This window comes from Agrobacterium sp. CCNWLW32 (assembly GCF_037083425.1).
GTDB classification, from domain to species: domain Bacteria; phylum Pseudomonadota; class Alphaproteobacteria; order Rhizobiales; family Rhizobiaceae; genus Agrobacterium; species Agrobacterium radiobacter.
The window spans coordinates 499,745-518,573 of record NZ_JBAOJM010000004.1; the positions used below are offsets into that span (position 1 = coordinate 499,745).

At 60.1% G+C, this 18,829-nt stretch carries 16 protein-coding genes and 1 pseudogene; 11 read left to right on the top strand and 6 right to left on the bottom strand.

Going from position 1 to position 18,829, the window contains the following annotated elements; all coding sequences use genetic code 11:
- Window positions 1-251 precede the first annotated feature (251 nt).
- On the top strand, window positions 252-1,679 hold the full coding sequence (locus tag V6R85_RS12740) for an aspartate ammonia-lyase (protein ID WP_223567300.1): 1,428 nt from the start codon (window positions 252-254) through the stop codon (window positions 1,677-1,679).
- On the opposite strand, the gene V6R85_RS12745 is transcribed toward V6R85_RS12740, so the two are convergent.
- The 4 genes from V6R85_RS12745 to V6R85_RS12760 form a co-directional block, all read right to left on the bottom strand.
- Entirely contained in the window at window positions 1,648-2,364 is a 717-nt protein-coding gene (locus tag V6R85_RS12745) for a FadR/GntR family transcriptional regulator (protein WP_003506080.1), read from the bottom strand. The two genes, V6R85_RS12740 and V6R85_RS12745, sit on opposite strands and share 32 nt — an antisense overlap.
- 197 nt (window positions 2,365-2,561) lie before the next feature.
- Complete coding sequence (locus V6R85_RS12750; protein ID WP_020808555.1) at window positions 2,562-5,633, bottom strand: efflux RND transporter permease subunit; 3,072 nt, start codon at window positions 5,631-5,633, stop codon at window positions 2,562-2,564.
- Window positions 5,630-6,715 (bottom strand): efflux RND transporter periplasmic adaptor subunit, encoded by a 1,086-nt coding sequence (locus V6R85_RS12755; RefSeq protein WP_087746083.1) that lies wholly within the window; start codon window positions 6,713-6,715, stop codon window positions 5,630-5,632. The genes V6R85_RS12750 and V6R85_RS12755 overlap by 4 nt, the downstream gene beginning before the upstream one ends.
- The gene (locus V6R85_RS12760) at window positions 6,715-7,791 is read right to left on the bottom strand and encodes an efflux RND transporter periplasmic adaptor subunit (RefSeq protein ID WP_112293150.1); all 1,077 of its coding nucleotides are present in this window, start codon (window positions 7,789-7,791) and stop codon (window positions 6,715-6,717) included. Before V6R85_RS12760 ends, V6R85_RS12755 begins: the two co-directional genes overlap by 1 nt.
- Before the next feature lie 304 nt (window positions 7,792-8,095).
- Between V6R85_RS12760 and V6R85_RS12765 the strand changes: the two genes are divergently transcribed.
- Window positions 8,096-8,710: a TetR/AcrR family transcriptional regulator gene (locus V6R85_RS12765; protein WP_003506076.1), complete on the top strand. Its 615-nt coding sequence runs from the start codon at window positions 8,096-8,098 to the stop codon at window positions 8,708-8,710.
- 26 nt (window positions 8,711-8,736) lie between these two features.
- Here the strand turns inward: V6R85_RS12765 and hutC are convergent, their stop codons facing one another.
- The gene (hutC, locus tag V6R85_RS12770; protein ID WP_020012277.1) at window positions 8,737-9,477 is read right to left on the bottom strand and encodes a histidine utilization repressor; all 741 of its coding nucleotides are present in this window, start codon (window positions 9,475-9,477) and stop codon (window positions 8,737-8,739) included.
- Window positions 9,478-9,607: 130 nt separating this feature from the next.
- Between hutC and V6R85_RS12775 the strand changes: the two genes are divergently transcribed.
- The 5 genes from V6R85_RS12775 (at window position 9,608) to V6R85_RS12795 (ending at window position 14,355) form a co-directional block, all read left to right on the top strand.
- A complete protein-coding gene (locus V6R85_RS12775) occupies window positions 9,608-9,949 on the top strand; it encodes a hypothetical protein (protein ID WP_262576982.1) in 342 nt (113 codons plus the stop codon).
- A gap of 91 nt (window positions 9,950-10,040) precedes the next feature.
- Window positions 10,041-11,078, top strand: a complete 1,038-nt coding sequence (locus tag V6R85_RS12780) for an ABC transporter substrate-binding protein (RefSeq protein WP_336377069.1) — start codon at window positions 10,041-10,043, stop codon at window positions 11,076-11,078.
- Between the two features lie 95 nt (window positions 11,079-11,173).
- Window positions 11,174-12,031, top strand: coding sequence for an ABC transporter permease (locus V6R85_RS12785; protein WP_003506072.1), 858 nt, complete (start codon window positions 11,174-11,176; stop codon window positions 12,029-12,031).
- Entirely contained in the window at window positions 12,024-12,854 is an 831-nt protein-coding gene (locus tag V6R85_RS12790; protein ID WP_060723118.1) for a quaternary amine ABC transporter ATP-binding protein, read from the top strand. The genes V6R85_RS12785 and V6R85_RS12790 overlap by 8 nt, the downstream gene beginning before the upstream one ends.
- Window positions 12,847-14,355, top strand: coding sequence for an HAL/PAL/TAL family ammonia-lyase (locus V6R85_RS12795; protein ID WP_111792225.1), 1,509 nt, complete (start codon window positions 12,847-12,849; stop codon window positions 14,353-14,355). The genes V6R85_RS12790 and V6R85_RS12795 overlap by 8 nt, the downstream gene beginning before the upstream one ends.
- 216 nt (window positions 14,356-14,571) lie before the next feature.
- Here the strand turns inward: V6R85_RS12795 and V6R85_RS12800 are convergent, their stop codons facing one another.
- The gene (locus tag V6R85_RS12800; RefSeq protein WP_003506068.1) at window positions 14,572-15,612 is read right to left on the bottom strand and encodes a LacI family DNA-binding transcriptional regulator; all 1,041 of its coding nucleotides are present in this window, start codon (window positions 15,610-15,612) and stop codon (window positions 14,572-14,574) included.
- Window positions 15,613-15,760: 148 nt separating this feature from the next.
- On the opposite strand from V6R85_RS12800, the gene V6R85_RS12805 reads away from it, so the two are divergent.
- The 4 genes and pseudogenes from V6R85_RS12805 to V6R85_RS12820 form a co-directional block, all read left to right on the top strand.
- Complete coding sequence (locus V6R85_RS12805; RefSeq protein ID WP_111794510.1) at window positions 15,761-16,726, top strand: substrate-binding domain-containing protein; 966 nt, start codon at window positions 15,761-15,763, stop codon at window positions 16,724-16,726.
- Window positions 16,727-16,830: 104 nt separating this feature from the next.
- On the top strand, window positions 16,831-17,835 hold the full coding sequence (locus tag V6R85_RS12810; protein WP_165000599.1) for an ABC transporter permease: 1,005 nt from the start codon (window positions 16,831-16,833) through the stop codon (window positions 17,833-17,835).
- A 9-nt stretch (window positions 17,836-17,844) separates the two neighbouring features.
- Window positions 17,845-18,663, top strand: a complete 819-nt coding sequence (locus V6R85_RS12815) for an ATP-binding cassette domain-containing protein (RefSeq protein ID WP_111792222.1) — start codon at window positions 17,845-17,847, stop codon at window positions 18,661-18,663.
- Window positions 18,664-18,686: 23 nt separating this feature from the next.
- Window positions 18,687-18,829: pseudogene (locus tag V6R85_RS12820) on the top strand (sugar phosphate isomerase/epimerase); the annotation flags it as partial.

Consider the following 18,829-nt stretch of genomic DNA (forward strand, 5'->3'; position numbering starts at 1 on the left):
AACGCTTGTAATCGGCAATAAGCCGGAAATCAAAGTGGAACTGGCGTCGTCCCCAAGGCTGGAAATATGGCCAGCGAATGCGCGCATGCTGTAAAGCTGCATGACAGATTTTTGCCCTCTTAATTGCAGAGACTGGCTTTCGTCAAGAGCCACCGGGCAATATTGACCTTCCCCCTCCTTGGGAATATGGTCATCAAATCTGTAAGACAGCTTTACAGATTTTGCAACGCTTAAAGCCAGTGGAGGACACAGTGAGCGTGACGCGCAGGGAGCATGATTTGCTCGGAACGAAGGAAATTCCCGCGGATGTCTATTGGGGCGTGCACACCGCGCGCGCTGTGGAAAACTTCAAGATCACCGGGGTGACCATTGGCCACAACCCCTATCTCGTCCGGGGACTGGCCTATGTGAAGGAGGCGGCGGCACGCGCAAATCACGAGCTCGGCCTGCTCGACACCGAACGAATGGAAGCCATCGCCGAGGCCTGCCGCGAAATCCGCGCCGGCGCGTTGCATGAGCAATTCGTGGTGGATGAAATTCAGGGCGGAGCCGGCACCTCCACCAACATGAATGCCAATGAGGTCATCGCCAACCGCGCGTTGGAACTGCTTGGCCACGAAAAAGGCGACTATGCCCGCCTTCACCCGAATGATCATGTCAATCTCAGCCAATCGACCAACGACGCCTATCCGACCGCAATCAATGTCGGACTGATCGAGGCGATCGACGATCTGGCGGCTTCCATGGGCGTTCTGAAGGACGCTTTCGACCGCAAGGCGCAGGAATTTGCCGGCTTCATCAAGATCGGACGCACGCAATTGCAGGATGCCGTGCCGATGACGCTCGGCCAGGAGTTCCGCACTTTCGTGGTGATGCTCGGCGAAGATCAGGCGCGCCTGATCGAATCCGCGGCATTGCTGCACGAGATCAATCTCGGCGCCACCGCCATCGGCACCGGGCTGAATGCACCGCGCGGTTATGCGGCGCTCGCCTGCCAGCATCTGGCGGAACTGACCGGACGACCGCTGGTAACGGCCGCCGACCTGATCGAGGCCACACAGGACCCCGGCGCCTTCGTGCATCTCTCCGGCGTGCTGAAGCGCGTCGCCGTGAAGCTGTCGAAAACCTGCAACGACCTTCGCCTGCTCTCTTCCGGCCCGCGCGCCGGGATCGGCGAAATCACCCTGCCCTCGGTTCAGGCGGGTTCCAGCATCATGCCGGGCAAGATCAACCCGGTCATTCCCGAAGTGGTCAACCAGGTGGCCTATGCGGTGATCGGCAACGACATCACCATCACCATGGCCGCCGAAGCCGGGCAGCTGCAGCTCAACGCCTTCGAGCCGATCATCGTGCGCGCGCTTTCACAGAGCATCAGCCAGCTCAGCGCCGCCTGCCGCACCTTGGCGGAACGCTGCGTCGACGGCATCGTGGCCAATCCGGCCATCATGGCGCAGCGCGTGGAAGAATCGATCGGTCTCGCCACCGCGCTCAACCCGCTGATCGGTTATTATGCGGCAACGGAAGTAGCCAAGGAAGCGCTTGCCAGCGGCCGCACGGTGCCACAGGTGGTTCTGGAGCGCGGTTATCTCACCGATGCGCAATTGCAGCAGGCGCTGAGCCCGCGACACCTTGCCAACCTGCCTGCCGTCACGGCTGGCGAAGCCGATCTTCGCCAATGATCGTCGTCACCACCTGCTTCACCTGCCCAAGGTGAAGCTCCATCGCCTCCCGCGCCTCTGGCGCTGAACCCCGCCGGATCGCCTCGACGATCCGGCGGTGCTCGAAATTCGACGCGACGCGGCGGCCGGCCATCAGGTTCACCATCTCGGATTGCTGGGATAGGGCTTCGCGCGCATCGGCCACCACCTTGGCGAACAGCCTGTTGGCCGAGGCTTCCGCAATGGCGCAATGAAACTGCCCATCCAGCAGCACCCAGGGATGCGGCCTTTCTTCGGCTTCCATCCGATCACAGAGGTCAAGCAAGACCTCCAGCTGGGCATCGGTCCGCCTCAACGCCGCCCAACCGGCTGCCGGCACCTCGATGAAGGGGCGGGCCTCGATCAGATCGCGGGCGGAATAGGCGCCGTAATTTAATTCGGAAGGTGGCGTCGGCGTCATCACATAGGTGCCGCTTCCAGTGCGGGTCTGCGTCAACCCCAGGGTCTGGAGCGAGCGCAGCGCCTCGCGAATGATCGGCCGGCTGACGCCATATCGCGCTGCCAGATGGGCTTCCGAAGGCAGCCGGATGCCGACCGCAAGCTGCCCCGAGGTGATGGCGGAACGGATATCATCGAACACCGCTTCTGCGGCATTCTTGCGATTGATCGGCTGCCCATCCGCAAGCCAATCCGACAACCCGCCCATCTTTAAACCCTCCGCACTCTCAATATGTCCGCAATATCAACGCAAAACCAGACAACCGTCCAAACGCAAAAGGACGGCCGCCGCTCTCGCAGCTAAGCCGACCTTCCTAACATTATCCTGACCGCGGGAACAACGACGGTGGATATTTTTGTTGGAGCGAGGGGACAACGACGCCGTACCCTCGCCCCGCACCGATGTCACGCCTTGATTTCTGTTCCCTCCGGCTTGTCATCCTCACGCGGAATGCGGAACCAAGCGACATAGAGCGCGGGGAGGAAAAGCAGCGTGAGCGCCGTACCCACCACGATGCCGCCCATCATCGCATAGGCCATCGGACCCCAGAATATCTCCCGGGAGATGGGGATGAGGGCAAGGGTGGCGGCCGCCGCCGTCAGCATGATCGGCCGCATGCGGTGCTCGGTCGCCTCGATGACGGCATGCCATGCCGAGACCCCTTCGCTTCTCAGATGCTCGATCTGCACCACCAGAATGACCGAGTTGCGGATCAGGATACCGATCAGCGCCAGCACGCCGAGAATGGCAACGAAGCCCATCGGCGCATTGGAGAAGAGCAGCGCCACCACGACGCCGATCAAGGCCGTCGGCGCGACGGCGAAGACCAGGAACAGCCGGCTGAAGCTTTGCAGCTGAACCATCAGGATCGTCGCCATCGCAAACAGCATCAAGGGCACCACGGCAACGATCGGAGCCTGCGAATCCGCGCTGGATTCCACGGAGCCACCGACTTCCATCTTGTAACCGACGGGAAGCGTTTTCTCGAAAGCCTCGAGTTTCGGCTTCAGCTGCTCCACGATCGTGGCTGGCTGTGTTGGGCCGATAATCGCGGCCTTGACGGTGACTGTCGGGATCCTGTCACGACGCCAGATGGTCGGCTGCTCCAGTTCGTAGCGGAAATTGGCAATCGCCGAGAGCGGCACGGCCTTGCCGTTTGTCGCCGGCAGTTGCAGGTTCTGTAATGTCTCGATGGACCCCCGCTCTGCCAGTTGCGCGCGCGCCACCACGTTGACGAGGTAAATATCGTCCCTGACCTGGGTCACGGTAGAACCCTCGACAATGCTGTTCATGGCATTGGCGATATCTTCCGAGGAGACGCCGAGCTGCCGGGCCTTGTCCTGGATGACATCGACCTTCACCACGCGCGTCGGCTCGTTCCAGTCCATCACGAGGTTCGAGAGCAGCTGATGTTCACCGACGATACCGGACAATTGCTGACCGAGTTCGCGGACCTTCTGGATATCAGGACCGCTCAGGCGATATTGGACCGGTTTCCCGACGGGAGGACCGATATCGAGCAATTTCACGAAGGCGTCGGTGCCGATGAATGTCCGGTCCAGATAATCCTGCAGCTCGGCACGCACCTTGTCGCGCACATCCAGCCCCTTGGTGACGATGACCGTCTGGCCGAAGGTGACGTCAGGTGTCTGCACGTCGAAGGACAGGATGAAACGCGGTGCGCCTTCGCCGACATAGGTCGTCCAATGGTCGATATCCGTATTTTTCGCCAACATTTCCTGCTCGAACTGCGCCATCTGCCGGTTGGTTTCGGCAATCGAGCTGTTCTGCGGCAGGTTCCAGTCGACGATCAACTCCACACGGTCGGATGACGGGAAGAACTGCTGCTGCACGAGGCTCATGCCGCCGACGGAAAGGCCGAAGAGGGCAATGGTGAGGATGATCGTCACCCAGCGCCAGCGCAGCGCCCGCCCGAGGAGCCAGGAAAAGGCGGAGGCGAACCGGCCCTTCTTTTCATGGTGCGATTTCATCGTCTTCGGCAGGATCGTGACGCCGAGAAGCGGCGTGAAAAGGACGGCGACGATCCACGATACGATGAGCGAAACGGCGATCACCACAAAAAGCGTGAAGGTGAATTCACCCGCCGCGGAGTTGTTGAGACCGACCGGAATGAAGCCTGCCACGGTGACCAGCGTGCCCGTCAGCATCGGGAAAGCGGTGGAGGTGTAAACATAGGTCGCCGCTTTTCTGAGATCGTCTCCGACCTCGAGCCGCGCGACCATCATCTCGACGGCAATCATCGCATCGTCGACGAGAAGCCCGAGCGCAATGATAAGGGCGCCGAGCGAGATACGTTGCAGCGAAATGCCTGTGTATTCCATGTAGACGAAGGTGATCGCCAGCACGAGCGGAATGGAAACGGCAACCACCATGCCGGCTCTGAGGCCAAGGCTGATGAAGCTTATGACGAGAACGATTGCAATCGCCTCGAACAGCGCCGAGGTGAAGCCGGAGACCGCTTCATCGACCACGGCCGGCTGATCGGACACACGATGCACATCGACACCAACAGGCAGATCCGCCACCACACGCTTCATCTGTGCATCCAGCGCCTCGCCGAAATGCAGCAGGTTCGCGCCGGTTTTCATGCCGATCGCAAGGCCGATAGCCGGCTGGCCGTTAAAACGGAACAGCGATGACGGCGGATCGACATAACCGCGCCTGATCGTCGCCACTTCCGTCAGCGGGAAGAACCGGTTGTTGACCCGCAGATTGATGGACCGCAGGCTGTCTTCAGAGGTGAACTGGCCGCTGACGCGCAGCGCCACACGCTCAGGCCCGGCATTAACGAAGCCGGATTGCGTGACGGCGTTCTGGGATTGCAGCGTCTTGATGATCGACTGTTGATCGATGCCGAGGGCTGCGATCTGCCGCGTGGAGAACTCCAGATAGATCGTCTCGTCCTGCGCGCCGATGACATCGACCTTGCCGATATTGTCGACGGTCAGCACCTTTGCACGGGCATCCTCCACCAGGTCGCGCAATTGCCGCTGGCTGAGACCATCGCTGGTGAAGGCGTAGATATTGCCATAGACATCTCCGAAACGGTCATTGAAGAAGGGGCCGACCACGCCGGAGGGAAACTCCCCTTTGATGTCGCCGATCATGTTGCGCACCCGCACCCAGGTCGGTTCGACATTGCGTGCCTTGGTTTCCGGCACCAGTTCCACGAAGATTGTGGTGCGGCCAGCCACCGTCTGGCTGCGCAGATGGTCGAGATTGTCGAGCTCCTCGAGCTTCTTCTCGATCCGGTCGGTCACCTGCCGGGCCACTTCCTCCGCGGAAGCGCCGGGCCATTGCGCGCTGATCACCATCGTCTTGATGGTGAAGTTCGGATCTTCCTCACGGCCGAGGTTGAGATAGGAGAAAACGCCGGCGAGAACGAAGACCAGCATGAAGTACCAGACGAGCGAACGGTGTTCGAGCGCCCAGTCGGAGAGATTGAATTTCTTCACTGACGGACCTCCTGATCGATCCTGATGGCCTGTCCATCCTTGAGCTTGTGAACACCGGCGCTAGCGACGCGCTCGCCGGGCTTGACGCCGTCGGTGATACGCACGCTGCCGCCCTCAGTCGGCTCACCTTCTATCGTGACAGGGCGCAACGTCACCGTTGCCTTGTCGGCATTGACGATCCAGACACCCCACCCATTATCTGTTTTCAGCAGGGCTGATGCGGGAAGCATGATCTGCGGTTCGGATGCGGCAAGCACCGAGGCCGTGACGACGGAACCCAGCCTGAATGCCGGCGGCGCATCCTGCAGGCTGATCTTCGTGCGGCGCGTGCGCGTTGCCGTTTCGGCTTCCGGAGCGATCTCGCGCACCACGCCGGTGGTGCGGATTTTCGGGTCAAGCTGCAGGGCGATCTCGAAGGCGGAACCGATCTCGAGCCGCTGCGCCGCAAATTGCGGAACATCGACCACCACATCGCGCACTTCCGGCCGGGCAATCGTCACGACCGTTTGGCCGGCCGAAACAACCTGACCGATTTCGCCTGAGGTTGCCGTCACCACGCCGTCAAATTCCGCATGCAGCTGCGCATAACCCAGCTGCTCCTCGGCCTTGTCCAGATTGGCGCGGGCCTTGGCGACGGCGGCGTTGGCGGTGCGTGTTGCCTGTTCGGCTTCTTCCAGTGCGGCTTCCGTGCCGCTGCGGGCTTCAGCCAGCACGCGCTGACGCTGTTCCGTCGTGACCGCGTTGGCCAGCTGCGCTTCCGCATTGGAAAGATCGGATTGCGCACTCTTCACCGCAAGCTCGAGCGCCAGCGGATCGATCGACGCGACCACGTCGCCTTTCTTGACCAGATCGGCCACATCGACATTGCGGGCGATGATCCGACCGAGAACACGAAAACCGAGATCGGTCTGAATACGCGATTCCACCGTGCCGGTCAGCCGCAGCGCATCGGCGGGCTTCTCTTCCACGACGACGGAAAGCACCGGACGCGGCGCCTCGGCGGCGGCTTCCTGCTTCTCCTCGCAGGAGGAGACCGCAATCGCCACAGCCACCAAAAACAAGCTTCTGTATATACTGGACATTATTGTGCCTGCCCCTTTTCATAGGCGACTTTTTCACCGGTGCGGAGAAATTTGGTCCCGACGGTGACAACGAGATCGCCGGGATTAAGTCCTTGCGCGATGACGAACTGACCGGTCTCGTAGTCAGCGACCTCGACGCGCCGCATGGCGATTTCCGAGGATTGCGGATCGACCACCCAGACGGCGGGAAAGCCGTCCTGCGACGTCATCGCCGACCACGGAAGCTCAATCGCATCGACCTGCTTGAAGCGGAAATGGCCGGATACAGGCGCCCCGAGCGGCATGGTCAGATCACCGTTCAGACCCACCTTGACCCTGATCGTTCCATTGTCGGGGTCGATCGTCGGAGAAATCTCCCGCAATGGCGCCGCAACGCTGCGGGTGGGATCCGACAGGAGGCTGACATTGACGAGATTGTCGATGTCGCGCTCGAGAAACAGGGATTCATAGACATCGAAGACCGCATCGCGCGGCCCGTCATGCGCCAGTGTGAAGACAAGCTGGGCGGCCTGCGCCACCTGGCCGACTTCGACATTGCGCGCCGTGATCACGCCGTCCGCATCGGCCCTGAGTTCGGTGTAGGACAGGGCATCCCGCGCCGTGTCGAGCTGCGCCTGCGCCGATCTCACCGCGCCCTGCGTGGTGAGCAGGGTTTCCTGGGCCTTGTCGACCGCTGAACGCGAGGTCACCTGCGTCCTGAACAGGCTTTGCTGACGGTCGAACGTCAATTGCGCCTGCGTCTGCTGCGCTTCTGCGGATTGCAGGTTGGCGAGCGCAACATCGAGATCGGCCTTTTGCTCTTCAGGATCCATGCGGGCAAGCAATTGCCCGGTCTTGACCCGTGTACCCACATCCACCAGCCGCTCGGTGATCTTGCCGCTGACCCGGAAAGACAGGTCCGTCTGGACCCTTGCTCTCACTTCACCCGTTATGACGCTGCCGCGATCGACGGGCTTCTTCTCAGCCGTGACCACGCCGACGGTGCGCAGCGGCTTTTCGGCAGGCGGCTCTTCATTGCTACAGGACGACAGGGCGAAAATGCCGCCAAGCGCCGCCGCGATAAGGATGGTTTTCATGGTGACCTCTTGATCTTCGCCTCATCCTATAATATTTGACTGACTGAATAGTCAATGAAATTCTTATGCCGCCGATCGGGGATCTGTCCGGAACATCAGGCCAACCTCCCGAATGATCATTCCACTTCGTCCGGCATATCCTTGCGGGCGCATCGGCAATGTTCCGGCATATTGAAGCATGCGCGCGCCTTCACAAAAATCCATTCCGGTTTTTGCGACGGTGCTATAGGCAAACCATCTCTCATTTCCGCCTATCGCGACGGACAGAAGGGCACGCGCCGAAAAAACAAAGGGATCCGGGGCCATGGCGAAAGCAAAACTGACACGTGCTGAACAGAAGATACAACGTCCGTTGCAAATTCTCGATGCCGCATTCGAGGAATTCACCAAAAGGGGATTTACCGCGACACGGGTAGAAGACATCGCGGAACGGGTGGGTGTGACGAAAGGAACGGTCTACGTCTATTTCGAAACCAAGGAGGCGCTCTTCGAGGCAATGGTCAAGCACGCCTCCCAGCCATTCCAGGAAGCGTTCAAGGCCTATGCGCATACATCCGACGACCCCGTCGAGGAGCTGCGCCTGTTACTGGAATTCATGTTCGACGCACTCGTCGACAACAAGAAAATGCGGGAACTGTTCCGCCTCATCCTTGCGGAAGGCGCAAAATTCCCCGATCTCATCGACCAGCATCATGACACGTTGATGGCGCCGGTCTTCGAGCGCATCAATACGATCCTCGAGGAAGGCGTGGCGAAAAAAAGGTTCAGGGCCAATCCCCCCGAACTCGCCAAGGTCGTGATGTCGCCCATGGTCGGAACATTGGTGTTTCGGCTGATTTTCAACGACCGGCGCATTTTAGACAGGCAGGCCGTTCTGAAGATTCATCTCGAACTGATCATGCGCGGGCTGCTGGCATAGGCATCACTGCACGCGGCTGCAGACCTCTATTCCTGACTTTCAAGCCGGTATCGGGAACCGGGATAGAGCAGCCGCACGGACGTGACGGCACGGCTCGACGACCAGGTTCTGCGGCGCACGAGAAGGCAGGGCTCGTTTCGGCTGATGGCCATCAGCTTGCATTCCCAGGGCTGGGGCGACGCCGCCTCGATGAACTGCTCGGTCCGGGAAATAGGTGCCGCCGCCGTCAGATAGGCATTCGGCGTGAGCGTATTGAAATCCTGCATCAGATAATCCGGAGCGATCTCCGCATTGACGAAGCGATCTTCGAGCTGGATCGGCACGTCATCTTCATGGTGCACGATGATGGAGTGGAAAACTTTCGCTCCCACGGCGATCTCGAGCGCCGTTGCGAGATCCGGACCGCAAACTTCCGTCTGGGCGAGGATCAGGCTTGGCCGATGGGTTGAACCGCGCTCCTTGATCTCGTCGGCGATGTTACGCACGCCCATCATGCCGGCGCTTCGCTTTTTAGGAGCAACGAAAGACCCGCGCCCCTGCACGCGAACAATCACCCCCTCGGTTGCCAGCTCCCGCAAGGCGCGGTTTGCCGTCATGCGGCTGACACCCAGCATGTCGACCATCTCGTTTTCTGAGGGTATCCTGTGGTTCGTCAACCACTCTCCGCTGGCGATCTTTTCCTTGATCTGTTCTTTCACCCGCTCATACAGCGGCAGGGAGGAGCGATCGCCCGAGACAGAAAACTCGCTTTCGATGACGGGCAGCATTAAAACTCCTAAAAATCGGGCGACTGCACAAAACGCAGCCAGAATCCGCGCAAGCACAAAATTATCACATCCTATCTTGCTTGTCTTTCGCAAATGTGTGAAGTTACATATACAACTTGAGGGGAAAATAATGGCGAGCGAAGACTCGATCTCTGGCAGCCGCAAGTCTCCCGCCGACGGTCGGGGCGATATTCAAATGCCCGCTCAGCGCAAGGGCAGCAGCTGCCATGCTGGAGTTAAAGCTGTATTTGAAGGCTCGCTTGGGCAATATGCGCTGAAAGCTCATCCTTTTCAGAACCGGCCAGCCGCAGGCGCGTTCGACCCAAAGTCGCCGATACGCGCACCCCATGCGAATTTCCCAAAGTTGTATAGTGAACTTCCGGCACGCCGCTTCGAGGTGAACATCGAATTCCATATTGATTCGACGAGCGCCCGGCCGCCGATTTTGACGGGATATGAAATGCATCAATGACCACCGGGCTCAGGGGCAAACACCTGCCCAGGGCGCGCCCGGTTCACGCATGCCAGCAAATTGCCAATCATCAAACCAAAAGGGGAATGCAATGCTGAATTCAAAACTGAAAATCGCGCTGGCCACCACCGCGCTCATCATGGGAGCGTCCGCAGGCGCGGCCAAGGCGGAAGGCTATTGCAGCGCAGGAAAGACCATCACCTTCGCCGGCATCGACTGGGAAAGCGGCGCTTTCATCACCGAAGTCATGAAGGAAATCCTTTCCAAGGGCTATGATTGCAAGGTCGATTCCATTCCCGGCAACTCCGTGACGCTGGAACAGGCAACCGCCAATAATGACGTGCAGATCTTCGCTGAAGAATGGATCGGCCGCTCCGACGTCTGGAACAAGGCTGCGGAAGCAGGCCAGGTCACGTCAGTTGGCAAGACCTTCGTCGGCGCCGCCGAAGGCTGGTTCGTGCCGGAATATCTGATCAAGGGCGACCCCGCAAAAGGCATCGAAGCCAAAGCTCCGGACCTGAAGAGCGTCGACCGGCTTTCCGATCCGAAGATCGTCGAACTGTTCAAGGACCCGGAAGAGCCTACCAAGGGCCGCTTCCTCAATTGCCCGTCGGGCTGGACCTGCGAAGGCGTCAACACCGCCAAGCTGCAGGCATACAAGCTGGAAGCAAACTATGTGAACTTCCGCCCGGGCACCGGCACTGCGCTCGATGCCGCAATTGCCGCCGCCTATCTCCAGGGCGAGCCGATGCTGTTCTACTACTGGAGCCCCACGGCAATCATGGGCAAATACAAGCTCGTCCAGCTGCAGGAGCCGGCCTATAGCGACGCCTGCTGGAAGGAACTGACAAGCGCGGATGGAAAGCGCGACGCCGGTTGCGCCTTCCCCTCCGTCGAGGTGGCCTATGGCGTGAACAGCACCTTTGCCAAGGAAGCGCCTGAGATCATCGCTATCCTTGAAAAGGCAACCTTCCCGCTGACGGAAATCAACGCCAGCCTCGCCTACATGACGGACAAGCAGGTCGATGCGACAGCCGCCGCCAAGACCTTCCTTCAGACCAAGGCCGATATCTGGAGCAGCTGGGTTTCTGCGGATGCCAAGGCGCGTATCGAAGCCGCCGTTAAGTAAACATCGCAGGCGCGCCGGACTTCCGGCGCGCATTTTCCCGTCAGGACAGGGGCCGGCTCCCGGAAATGGGGTCGGCAGGCGCGAGGACTACACCAATGTTTCCTGAAGTTTTCCATATTTCCATCCGCGGCCCGATCAATGAGATCGTGCGTTCGCTGGTGGTGAACTACGGCTACCTTTTCAAGGCGATCTCACAGACGATCCTGCAGGCGATCCTCTTCGTGGAATGGGCGCTGCGCGGTCTGCCGTGGTGGGTCATTTTTCTGGTCTTTCTGGTGCTCGCCTGGTTCGCGGCGAAAAAGATTTCGCTCGTCATCATGGTGGCGGTGATGCTTTTCATCGTCGGTGCGCTCGGCCTCTGGGATCTGACGATGCAGACGCTGGCGCTGATGCTGATTGCCAGCCTCATCTCCATCGTCATCGGCGTGCCAATGGGTATCCTGCTTGCCAAAAGCGAATGGGCCCGGCGTATCACCCTGCCGATCCTCGATGTGATGCAGACCATGCCGAGCTTCGTGTATCTCATCCCCGCCATCATGCTGTTCGGCCTCGGCAAGGTTCCGGCCGTACTTGCCACCATCGTTTATGCCGTGCCGCCGTTGATCCGCCTGACCGATCTCGGCATCCGGCAGGTGGACCGGGAAGTGGTGGAGGCGGCGACCGCCTTTGGCGGCAGCCCTAGACAGATTCTTTTCGGCGTCGAATTGCCGCTTGCCACACCTACGATCATGGCCGGTCTCAACCAGACGATCATGATGGCGCTCTCCATGGTCGTCGTCGCCTCGATGATCGGCGCGCGCGGCCTTGGCGAGCAGGTGCTGAACGGTATCCAGACGCTTGATGTCGGCAAGGGCCTCGAAGCAGGTCTCGGCATCGTTATTCTCGCAATCGTGCTCGATCGTATCACCCAGGGTTTTGGCCGATCCAGCCGGAAGGAAATGGGCAATGACTGACATCCATATCCGCAACGTGTCCAAGATCTTCGGCGGCAACTGGAAGGCTGCGCTCGCCATGGCGCAGCAGGGCGCGGAAAAGAGCGAAATCCTGGCGAAGACGGGATGCAGCGTCGGCCTCGACAATGTCAGCCTCGATATAGCGGGCGGCCGCATTTTCGTGATCATGGGCCTCTCCGGCTCCGGCAAGTCGACGCTGGTGCGCCACATCAACCGTCTTATCGAGCCGACGAGCGGCGAGATTCTCGTCGGAGACGACAATGTTCTCGCCCTCAGGGCGAAGGAGCTGCGGGATTTCCGCAACCGGCGCGTCAGCATGGTGTTCCAGAATTTCGGCCTGATGCCGCACCGCACCGTCTTGCAGAACGTCGTTTATGGCCAGCGCGTGCGCGGGCTGACCAAGGCCGACGCACGGCCCATCGGCATGAAGTGGATCGAGACTGTCGGCCTTTCAGGCTACGAGGACAAGTTTCCCCACCAGCTTTCCGGCGGCATGAAACAGCGTGTGGGTCTCGCCCGCGCGCTGGCGGCCGATACCGATGTCATCCTGATGGACGAGGCCTTTTCAGCGCTCGACCCGCTGATACGCGCCGACATGCAGGACCAGTTGCTCCAGCTCGAAAAGAACCTACACAAGACCATCGTCTTCATCACCCACGATCTTGACGAGGCGCTCCGCATCGGTGCGCAGATCGCGATTCTGAAGGACGGAAAATTGGTGCAGGTGGGAACACCGGACCAGATCCTCAACAGCCCCGCAAACGACTATGTCGCCCGTTTCGTGGAGCGCCGCGCAGGTGCGGGGGAAGCCCAGCATGGCTGATACGATCACCATCGATCGTCCCCTTACCTGGCAAGAGATCGCCGCTGTCGCAAAGGGTGCGACGCTTTCCCTGTCGGATGCGGCGTGGCAGCGTATTGCCAAGGCGCGCGCCATCGTCGATGCACTCGTCGAAAAACGCGTGCGCGGTTACGGCATCAACACGGGTGTCGGTGCGCTCTGCGATGTGATCGTGGATATTCCGCAACAGCAGGCCCTCTCCCGAAACATCCTGCTCAGCCATTCCTGCGGCGTCGGAGAACCGCTCGGGCGCGAAGAAACGCGCGCCATCATGGCTGCCCAGATCAACAACTTCGCGCATGGTTACTCCGGCGTGCAGGTCAAAACGGTTGAAGCGCTGCTGGCCCTGCTGAATGGCGATATTCTTCCCGTCATTCCCTCGAAGGGGTCGGTGGGTTACCTCACCCATGCCGCGGCCATAGGCCTCCTGCTGATCGGCGAGGGCGAGGCCCGCCACGGGAGCGAATTGATCAGCGGCAGACAAGGGCTGGAAAAGCTCGGCCTCGAACCCATGGTCCTGCAGGCAAAGGAAGGGCTAAGCCTCGTCAACGGCACACCCTGCGCCACCGGTCTCGCCAGCCTCGCACTTGCCCGCACCACTTCCCTTATCGACTGGGCCGATGCGGCAGCTGCTATGAGCTATGAAAATCTAGGCGCACAGGCGGACCCCTTCGCCGCAGAGCCGCTTGCGCTACGCGCCTCGCCCGGCATCCAGACCGTCGGTAAAAACCTGCGCCAACTCCTGGCCGGAAGCCCGCTTCTTGCCCGGTCGGCCGGATCGCGCACGCAGGATCCGCTCAGCCTGCGCGCCGTGCCGCAGGTGCATGGCGCCGTTCGGGATAGCGTCGCGCAGATCGCCGACGTCGTGAACCGCGAGCTTGCGAGCGTCACGGATAATCCTGTTGTCACCGGCACGCCGCAGGCGCCCGAGGTCCATTCCCAGGCCCATGCAGTTGGCGCGGCACTCGGGCTTGCCATGGATGGGCTGGCAACGGCCGCAGCCGAACTTGCCGCGATTTCCGAGCGCCGTATCGACCGGCTCGTCAACCCGCTTGTCAGCGGGCTGCCTGCCTTTCTGGCAGAAAGTGACGGTGTCTGTTCCGGTTTCATGATCATCCAGTACACGGCCGCAGCGCTTGCCGCAGAAAATCGCCGCCTTGCCGTTCCCGCCAGCCTCGATGGCGGCATCACCTCCGCTCTGCAGGAGGACATACTCACTCATGCCACCGCCGCTGCCGACAAGACACTTTCGATCATCGGCAATCTGGAAACCATTCTGGCGATCGAGATCATGAGCGCGGCGCAGGCTTACGACATGCAGCCAGACAAAGCCGGCCGTGCACCCGGCACCGATACGCTCCACCAGCGTATCCGGACGACAGTGCCCTTTTACCGTGACGACCGGCCGCTCAACAACTTGGTGGCTGCTGCGCGGGAAATACTGCAGACCACGCATGCAGGGATACGCGCCGACGCGGGTTGACTGCTGCGGTAGAAATCTGGCTGAACAGGATGTGGAAGAGGTTACTCTCTGCCGGTCTTGTGGGCGATGAGAACGGTTTCCGCAATCGCGCTGGCGACATGGTGCGGAGCCGCCTCGAGGCGACGCTCCGTCCAGTCATCATGCTGTGCGCTTTTGCCGAAAGCCCGTGGACGATCTTGCCCGGATGAGCCTCCAAATTCCGGTGAGCATGCCGAGCTAGGTCCAGATGCTTTCGGGTGTCAGGATTTCGAAGGGCACAATCCGCTGTTCGACGGAGGACGAACCACCGTTTTCGATGCGCCGTAACATTACGTCGATCAACTGCTGCGGCATCCTGTCGAGGGGAAGCGGCAGCGATGCGGTGATCAGCCCTTCGTTGAGGCCCTTGCGCGTTTCCGGGCCGATATCGTTACAGATGATTTTTATGCCGCGCTGCCGCTCGACAGGCAGTTCTCGAAGTGCGCGCAGAACACCAGATATGCCGCCGCCATTGACATAAATCCCCCTGAGCCCGTGTTCGGCAGCAATCATGTCCCGAACGATGACATAGGCATTTTCCGGCTCCTCGTGGGTCAGCAGCGTTTCCGCGACCTGAAGCTCGGGGGTGTTCTCCCGCATATAGGAGCGAAAACTCGCATCAGAAACATCCTGACACTGGTAACGATTGCTGCCAATCAGCGGCACGACCGTTCCCTCGCCCTTCACCGTCTGGCTAAGGAACCACGCCGCCGTGCGGCCGCGTTTCCAGCTATCGGTCCCGACAAAGCCCGCCCGGCTCGCCGCGGACAGATCGGACACATAAGTCACCACGGGAACGCCCCTGCCCCGCAGTTCGTCGATCGCCTGGCTGACAAGCGGGTGGTCGGCCGTCACCACCGCGATTGCGCTGCAGGATTGCCCCATCTTCAGGAGATTGGCGGAGACGGCCTCCGGCGAAAGATCGTCCTCGAAAACAACGTCCGGCTCGATAATGCTATCCGGCCGCTGGCGTGCGGCGGCAATGATCCCTTCCGCCCAAAGCCGATAGAGCGGCCGGTGGGATTGCTGCATCAGAAAGCCGAGCCTGTGGTGAGGCATAGCCTCGCGACGACGGTCCTTGATGGTGCCGAGACCATAAAAACCGATTTCCTCCGCCGCCTTGAGAATCTGGTCGATCGTATCCTGTCGCACGGCGGTCGAACCGTGCAGCAGCCGGTTCACCGTGGAGATGCTGACGCCCGCGGCCTTCGCAAGATCGGTGATGGTCGGTCGGTTCATGGCGCCTCACAATCCTATCATTGCTGAATGACATATAATGATACGAAATGCAACATTAAATGAAATATAAATTCCATTCTTATGAAAATGAAAGATATAAATCATCCCATCATGAGAGCCCGTTGGGAGAATGGGCAGGGAGGAAACAATGGCATTTTTCAGGAAATTTCTGGTCGCGGGCGCTGCGTCGCTTGTGATGGCATCCGGTGCGTTTGCGGCCAATATCGCCGTTGTCGGCGGCAAGAATGACGATGCGTTCTGGAACCTCATCAAAAAAGGTGTCGACGACGCACGCCTCGTGGTCGAGGCGAATGGTGGCAAGGTCAACTATCTCCGCCTGCAAACCTACGACAACTTTGCACCCGATGTGGTGCAGCTGATCCAGACCGCCATCAGTCAGAAGGTCGACGGCCTCGTCATTCCGAACTGGGTTCCGGAAGGCGAGGACCCAGCGATCCGGGAAGCCATCAATGCCGGCATCAAGGTCATTCTCATGAATGCCGGGGGGCACGAGAAGGCCAGGGAACTTGGCGCGATCAATTATGTCGGCTCCGATGAATATCTGGCCGGTGTGGCCGGCGGCGAATATTTCGCCAGGCAGGGCAAAAAGAACGTTATCTGTGTCAACACCGTTCCTGGCGCCGCCAATCTCGAAGCACGATGCAAAGGGGTCCTTGACGGCATCACCAAGGCCGGCGGCACCGGCAAGCAGCTGCCGCTTCCCGCCACCAGCTTCGGCGATGCCACCGCCGTCGCCGAAGCGATCAAGGCCACGCTGCTTCAGGACGGCAAGATCGACGGCGTCCTTACCATTTCGGCAGGTGACGCGGATTCGGCCGCCATCGGCGTCATGCAGGCCGGCAAAACCGAAACCGCCCTGCTCGGCACTTTCGATCTCAACCAGTCCGGCCTCGACCGGATCAAGGACGGAACGCAGGGTTTCGCAATCGACCAGCAGCCCTACCTGCAATCGCTGCTGGCGGTGACGCTTCTGGCCTCGGCCATCGATTTCGGCACCGATCTGCCGACCGCCCCGCTGCTGACCGGACCGAGCATCGTCGACAAATCCAACATCGAAGCCACGCTTGCCGGCGTCGCCAAGGGTGTGCGCTGAGCGGTGAGACACGCCCTGCCCCGACCCCCGCCGTACCGGGGATCGGGACCTGACGGGCAAAGGACACCGCCTCGAAACCTTTGACTAATAATGGAGTGAACGACGTGAAAAATCTCTCGTTGGGCGACCTTTTGCGCCGTCCGGAATCGGGCGCCTTTCTCGGCCTTGTTTTTGTTCTTGCCTTCTTTGTTGTCTTCGGCAGCATCGAATTTCTGAAACCCGCCGGCGCCGCAAGCTGGCTGAATGTCGCTGCCAATCTTGGTATCGTCGCCATTCCCGTCGGGTTGCTGATGATTTCCGGCGAGCTGGATATTTCCATCGGCGCAATGATCCCGGCCGGCGCGCTGACGGTCGCCATTATCTCCGGTTATTACGGCATGCCGATCTGGCTCGGCATCATCGGCGCGCTTTGCCTTGGTGTACTTGTCGGGCTGATCAATGGCTTTCTGGTCATAAGAACCGTGGTGCCATCCTTGATCGTGACGCTCGGCACGCTCTTTGCCGTGCAGGGTCTGATCCTCGGTTTTTCGGTGCTGCTGACTGGAACGACCAGTGTGGCGCTAAGTCCGGCCCAATCCGGCCCAATCGCCAAATTCCTGTTCGGACAGTTCATCGGCGGCAGTTTTCAGGTCAGTATCATCTGGTGGCTGCTGCTGACGGCAATCTATATCTTCTACGTCCACTATTCGCCTTTCGGAAACTGGATTTTCGCCATGGGCGGAGACCGGGTGAGCGCTCGCAACGCCGGCATTCCCACCGACAAGTTGACGGTGACGCTTTTCGTCCTTTCCTCTGTCAGCGCCTCCTTCGTCGGTGTCTGTCAGGCCATATTGTTCAATGTCGCCCAAGTCTCGGCGGGCATGACCTTCATCTTCAACTCCATCATCGCGGTCGTCGTGGGCGGGGTGTTGCTGACCGGCGGCTTCGGTTCGGTGATTGGCATTTTTCTCGGCACCATCACCTTCGCCATCGTCAATCAGGGCATTTATTTCACCGCCTTCGACCGCAACTGGTCAAGCCTCATCATCGGCGTCATGCTGCTCTTGGCGGTGCTGATGAACAACACCTTCCGCGTCATGGCGCTCACCTATTCACCGAAGAAGAAGTGAGGACGGACGATGACGACACCCATTCTCGAACTTAAGAGTGTCAATAAATCCTTCGGCCCCATCGATGTTCTGCACGATATCTCGCTGAAGGTGCGCGCGGGCGAGGTGCTGTGCCTGCTGGGAGACAATGGCGCTGGAAAATCCACGCTGATCAAGACGCTGGCTGGCGTATACCAGCCCAGCTCAGGCGAATTGTTGATGGATGGAAAGCCGATCAATTTCGACGGGCCGCGCGACGCACAGCGCATGGGGATTTCCACTGTTCATCAGTTCGGCGGAACCTTTCCGTTGATGAGCATCGGCCGCTCCTTCTTCGTTGGCGCCGAACCGACCAAAGGTTTCTGGCCCTTCCGGATTTACGACCGCAAGAAAGCCAATGAAATCGCCGTCAAGGCCGTGCAGGAATTCGGTATCACCCGCATCGATGACGGCGACCGCCTAATCGGCGGGCTCTCCGGCGGCGAACGGCAATCGCTCGCCATCGCCCGCGCGGTGCATTTTGGCGCACGTGTTCTCATCCTTGACGAGCCGACGGCAGCGCTGGGCGTGAAACAGGCGTCCCACGTTCTGCGCATTGTGCTGGCAGCGCGCAAGCGCGGGATAGCGGTGATCTTCATCACCCATCAGGTCACCCATGCCATCGCCGTCGGCGACCATTTCGCCGTGCTTATCCGTGGCGCGGTCGCCGCCAACTTCCGCAAGGGCGAGAAATCCCGCGAGGAAATCACTGATCTGATGGCCGGTGGTGAAGCGCTCGCCGATCTAAGCGCAGAGGTGGAAAATTACATGGCCGGTCATGACGACCATCCGCCGCCGCCATCCAATTGAAACATTGAGAAGGATCAAGACCGATGAAAATCGCCATCGACCCCCACATGCACCGTTTTAGCAGCCTCGAAGCCCTCCCGGCCAAAGTGAAGGAACTCGGCTTCGACTGGATCGAGCTCAGCCCGCGCGCCGATTTCCTCGAATGGTTCAAGGCGCCGCGTGTGTT